The organism is Mesorhizobium sp. M0800, from assembly GCF_040320095.1.
Taxonomy (GTDB): domain Bacteria; phylum Pseudomonadota; class Alphaproteobacteria; order Rhizobiales; family Rhizobiaceae; genus Mesorhizobium.
In genome coordinates this window covers 1-5319 of sequence record NZ_JAMYOZ010000069.1, presented here as the reverse complement: position 1 = coordinate 5319, position 5319 = coordinate 1, and the positions used below count along the sequence as shown (strand labels likewise).

Sequence of the window (5319 nt, the reverse complement as noted above, 5' to 3'; positions counted from 1 at the left end):
GGCCTGCGCTGGGCGATCGAGGAGTGCTTTGAGCGCGCCAAGGATGATCTCGGACTTGATCATTGCGAGGCTCGGTCCTGGCACGGATGGCATCGCCACATGAGCCTGTGCATGGCCGCCCTGGCATTCCTCTCGAAGCTATCGGCTGATCTTCGCCGCAGCGCATGGAGCAAACCGAACGAAACGAGTCCAAAGGAGCCAATCGCCGCCTGATCCGGATGGCTGCGCTCGTCCCGAGCGTCCCCGAGATCCGCTATCTCCTCGCCCGGATCCTCATCTTCCCACCGACACAAAAGCCCTTCATCATCGCCTGGTCGCTATGGCGACGACGACATCAGGCTGCGGCCACCATCTGTCACTACAAACGGCATCGGCATCCGCAACTGTAGTACTAAGGTCCGGACTCATAACCGTTGGTCGACTGGCGGCTCTGGTTGCCGTTAATCGCGGGGCGCTGAGCGGGGCTCGATAGGATCAACCGAACCTGCGATACTCAAGGCAATCTGTTGGACTCATGATGCGCATCGTAACCCGTCTCACTGATCGGCTTAAACTGCAGCATCCGATCATCAGCGCGCCCGTTGGCATTCGCATCGGGCGGGGAACCCGCAGGTGCGGTCATACAGCCGGAGGGCTTGGGCTTATCGGCGGCGGCTATGGCGACGCTGATTGGCTGACGCGAGAGTTCGAGCGATCTGGCAACCGACCTGTCGGCTGCGGCTTCGTAACTTGGTCACTCGCCAGGAACCCGCGCCTACTGGATAAGGCCCTGGAGCGGCGACCAAGTGCGATTTTCCTATCCTTTGGCGACCCGGCGCCTTTTTCGCCGGCGATACGGGCCGCCGGGGTCCCCTTGATCTGCCAGGTCCAGAGCTTCGACGACGCGCGCCGCGCTCTTGATGCCGGAGCCGACATCGTCGTCGCCCAAGGCGCGGAAGCCGGCGGTCACGGTGAGAAGCGAGCGACATTCACATTTGTTCCGGAGGTCGCGAACTTGGTACTGCGACGGGCGCCGGACACGCTCATCTGCGCGGCCGGTGGCATCGCCGATGGTCGTGGGCTCGCAGCGGCGCTGATGCTTGGCGCTGATGGCGTCGTGATGGGATCACGTTTCTGGGCCTCGTTGGAGGCTCTCGTTCATCCAAATCTGCACCAGGCTGCCCTTGCCGCGACCGGAGACGACACGGTTCGAACCTCGGTGATGGACCTAGCGCGCCGCCTGGATTGGCCATCGCGGTTTTCACTGCGCGTTCGGAAGAATGCTTTTACGGAAGCCTGGCACGGCAATGAGGCCCATCTCCTCGCCGACATTGACGCGCAGTCCGCTGCCTACCGCGAAGCGTGGGCAAGCGGCGATCCCACGATAGCCGCGATCATGATTGGTGAGGCCGCCGGCCTCATCCACGACATCGAGCCGGCGAGTGACATACTCCTTCGCACCGTTTCTGAAGCGATCACCCTGCTTCAGGGCGCAAGTTCGCTTCTGTTTGTCGAGGACAACTGTCACAGCCAGTAACCGACCGTAGCGGCGAGGCAGACGGCAGCGAGGAAGTTAGTGGCCGATCGATCGTAGCTGGTGGCAATGCGGCGGAAATCCTTGAGCCGTCCAAACATGGCGTTGCGATCACGGTAGAGGAAGGGGAGAAGCAGTTCTTCCAGCGCCGGTTGGCTTTCGACGGAATGTTCGGCATCGCCCCTTTAGCCTCGACCTTGTGGCGAATGGCATTGGTGTCATAGCCCTTGTCGGCGTGCAGGATCGGGCTCTCGGGCATCTGCTCCAGAAGCAAATCTCCGGCGCTGCAATCGGCGACCTGGCCACCGGTCAAGAGGAAAGCGATCGGGCGGCACAGGCCATCGGTCAGGGCGTGGATCTTCGTGGTTCGCCCACCGCGCGACCGGCCAATCGCCTGATTTTGCTCCCCCCTTTGCCGGCAGAAGCGCAGCGATGCGCCTTCACGGCCGAAGAGTCGATCAGGACCTCAGCCGGAGGACCGCCAGCGCTTGCCGCGCGTGTCGGTTGGCAGCAGCGCCTGCAGCCGCGAAAACTGCTCCTCGGTCAGCCAGAAATAATCGCGATTCATCGGTGGCCTCCCTTTGGAGACCGTGAATCATAAAACCACCGTCAGTGGAACCCTTTATGGGTCCGGACCCTAGCAGGTTGTGACCATTGCTGTGGCAATGCAGCAGTCCTGGATAATAAGTCCAAGATGCCCCGGGTGCGCTTCCACCGCACCACCGGGACCTTCGCTGCAGCTAAATGCAGAAAATCCACGCGCGCGCTGAAGCCCGAAAAGGCGGCGGCGCTGGCGGGTTGAAACTCCAGTCGGGCTACGCCCTCCCTGCGTTCCAACCCGCCAGCATTCTCATCTTGATTGAGGCAACGCTCGCAGCTTCATTGTCGCGCCGCAGGTGGCGGATTCCTCCGTCTGCCCGCTTCACTCCGTGCCCGGCGAGACCCCTCCGCCCCCCTTGCTCCCCGCTGCTCGCCGCGATGCACGGGGACAGGCGACCTGAACCCGTCCCCAAGCCGATCTGATGGCAGAGGCGGTGGGGCTGGACATGGGCCCGTGGTGGACATACGTGCCACACAAATCCTCATGCTCGCCTAACCGGCCGCAAGGTATGGCAATCCGGGCTGACCCGACGAGAGAAGGAGTAGGTCTCGGCCATTCCCGTGTCCGAGCCCAGAAAAGTTACTGGTTTCCTTACGGGCGCGATACAAAGGGCACAGGCTGGACTTGGCTGCCGGGGGCGGGGCTTGTCGACCGCTCGATCGAAAGTGAGAGACGAGGAGGAGAATCACCGACCCGCAGAGCGGCAAGGCGCTCGCCTACCTCCCTGTCAGTCACCGTTAGCCGATGGTTTAGACGAAGATAGTCCGTCCATGTCGGCGTGCGGAATGTCTCGGTCCAAAGAGTCGAGTTCTGAAGATCGCGCTGGAGGGTCCAGTCCCGCGCACCGGCACGGCTCTGAACGCGCCGCCTTTCGCGCATGCAGCTCAGAAATTCCTCGATATTCTCCTCGGGGATCGAGTACTCCACCTTGATCACGATCGGGCCGCTCCTGGGCTTCAAATCGAGGGCCAGTTCTGGTGGCCTGAAGTCGAAGGCCCCTTGATCCGATTCCTCCCATAGCCGTACCGGCAATAGCTTTCCCACAGCTGCAACCAGCAACAGCGCCGCTGCAGCACCTTCCAAAGCCCACGTCAGGGAATAGTACTGCGCGACAGCACCCCAGATCCAGCTGCCCGCTGCCATGCCGCCGTAGGTCAGGGCGTAATAGATCGACAGGGTGCGACCAACGACCCACCTTGGGCTTGCCAACTGCACACACACGTCGGTTCCGGTCCAGGTGACAACCCAGCCGGCGCCAGCGATTGCAAGCGCGATCGCTGCTACAGCCACCGATGATGTGAGAGCCAGTAAAAGGCAACACGTTGCGCAAGCAACGGACGCGAGCGTGATCAATCGATTTTGGGACGTGATGCGTCTCAAGTAGCTATTGCCAATGCCCGCGATGAAGGCGCCTGTGCCGAAGCCGGCCAACAGGACGCCGTAAACAATTGGCCCCCCCGCCAGTTGGTCGCGAACCAGGAGGGGGAGCAGAGCAAGGATCGAGATGCTTGACAGCCCGAACAGGGTTGCACGCACGATCGCCACTCTGATCTCCGAGGAGATTGCCGTGAAGCGCATGCCATCATGAATGGCCGTCGTCATCCGCTCGCGCGGAAGAGGCGAAGAACGAACTTGCCACTTGGAGCGCAGGACAGCGCTCAATGGGACCAGGTCGGTCAGCGCAGCGAAGGCGAAAGCCGTAAGGGGGCCCAGCAAAGCCAAAATTACACCGCCCAGCGCCGGTCCTATGCTCCGAACCACGTTGTACCCCACCGACATCAGCGTCACTGCAGCGGGTATGTCGCGCTTTTCCAGGATGTCGCCGACCGAGGCGTGCCAGGCTGGATCATTCAAGGCAAAGCCGCATCCCGCCAAGAAACTCAGTCCCAAGATCAGCCATGGACTGACAAAGCCCAGTCCAACAGAGAGAGCCAGCGCCGTGGATGCCAATGCGATCAGGCAATGTCCGGCAAGCATCACGCCGCGGCGGCTGAAGCTGTCTGCAATCGCTCCAGCAAGGATCGACAAGAAGAAGGCGGGCAGTGTCGATGCAGCCTGCACGAGCGCAACCATCAGATCGGAGGCTGAAATCGTTGCCATAAGCCAGCTTATAGCCACGCTCTGCACCAGCCAGCCAAGGCTGGATATCTGCGTGGCTGTCCAGATCGAACGAAAGACCGGATTCTGAAGAGGGATCAGTGTGTTTGCCGCAAAGGGCGGGGAATCTTGACGCCGCATGACTTCTCACCTCCACCACGTAGTTCTTTCGCTCACTCACTTGCTGACAGCGGTGCGCTTACGCACAGCTGCGTCACAACCAAGTTCCGATATCGCGCTCGCAACAAAGTAAACAAAGTAGATGTCGCATCCACGGTGCTGATGCGCGATGAGTGTGCCAGTTGGGCGTCAGCTGGTCTGGGTCGCGCAGCCCGATGGGGTGCGGTCTGCCCTGCGACTCTTGGTCTTGGACGGTGCTACCGCCCCGATGGCCGGGTTGTCAAACTGCCACGGTGCTAGCAGCGCCCATCCCATCCTGACAGGCATGAGCATATGACGCAGCGCATCGCTGGTATCGGAGGCGGGTGCAAGATCAAGGGTGGCATCGTCCTGACAAGTACGAGCTGGTGGACGCCTTTGCCCGACCTATCACATCGGCGATTTATGGGGCCGCCGTTCAACTCGTTGGTCTATGCACAAAAAACATAATACGCTTGAAAAGACGTTTCGGGCCGGTGCCGGGGCCGAGGAGGGGGCTGAAGCCTTCACTATCGTCATCCCGCCGCCGAATGTCACCGGCTCGCTGCATATGGGCCACGCGCTCAACAACACGCTGCAGGACATTCTGGTGCGCTTCGAGCGCATGCGCGGCAAGAACGTTCTTTGGCAACCAGGCATGGACCATGCCGGCATCGCCACGCGATGGTGGTCGAGCGCCAGCTGATGCAAAATCAGATCCACCGCCGCGACCTGACGCGCGATGAGTTCATCGACAAGGTGTGGGAATGGAAGGCAGAATCCGGCGGCGCCATCCTCAACCAGCTGAAGCGGCTCGGGGCCTCGGCCGACTGGAGCCGGGAGCGCTTCACCATGGACGAGGGCCTGTCCAAGGCCGTGCTCGAAGTGTTCGTGACGCTCTACAAGGAAGGGCTGATCTACAAGGACAAGCGCCTTGTGAACTGGGACCCGAAGCTGTTGACCGCCATCT

Annotated in this window: 2 protein-coding genes and 3 pseudogenes; 3 read left to right on the top strand and 2 right to left on the bottom strand. The window is 61.4% G+C overall.

All coding sequences use genetic code 11. The features are described 5' to 3' along the window. Together NKI18_RS33195 and NKI18_RS33190 are read left to right on the top strand one after the other, a co-directional pair. Positions 1–213, top strand: a pseudogene (locus NKI18_RS33195) (IS701 family transposase); the annotation flags it as partial. A 301-nt stretch (positions 214–514) separates the two neighbouring features. After that, complete coding sequence (locus NKI18_RS33190) at positions 515–1516, top strand: NAD(P)H-dependent flavin oxidoreductase (protein WP_353022051.1); 1002 nt, start codon at positions 515–517, stop codon at positions 1514–1516. Here NKI18_RS33190 and NKI18_RS33185 read toward each other — a convergent pair. Together NKI18_RS33185 and NKI18_RS33180 are read right to left on the bottom strand one after the other, a co-directional pair. Further along, positions 1504–2005 (bottom strand): annotated as a pseudogene (locus NKI18_RS33185) (IS5 family transposase); the annotation flags it as partial. The gene NKI18_RS33190 and the pseudogene NKI18_RS33185 sit on opposite strands and share 13 nt — an antisense overlap. 700 nt (positions 2006–2705) lie before the next feature. Beyond that, a complete protein-coding gene (locus NKI18_RS33180; protein WP_031213434.1) occupies positions 2706–4352 on the bottom strand; it encodes an MFS transporter in 1647 nt (548 codons plus the stop codon). A gap of 451 nt (positions 4353–4803) precedes the next feature. On the opposite strand from NKI18_RS33180, the pseudogene NKI18_RS33175 reads away from it, so the two are divergent. After that, a pseudogene (locus tag NKI18_RS33175) lies at positions 4804–5319 on the top strand (class I tRNA ligase family protein); the annotation flags it as partial.

What these genes read in the sequence shown, in the direction of transcription:
- NKI18_RS33190 (WP_353022051.1), top strand. Translation starts at nt 515, where the DNA reads ATGATGCGCATCGTAACCCGTCTCACTGATCGGCTTAAACTGCAGCAT.
- NKI18_RS33180 (WP_031213434.1), bottom strand. Translation starts at nt 4,352, where the DNA reads ATGCGGCGTCAAGATTCCCCGCCCTTTGCGGCAAACACACTGATCCCT.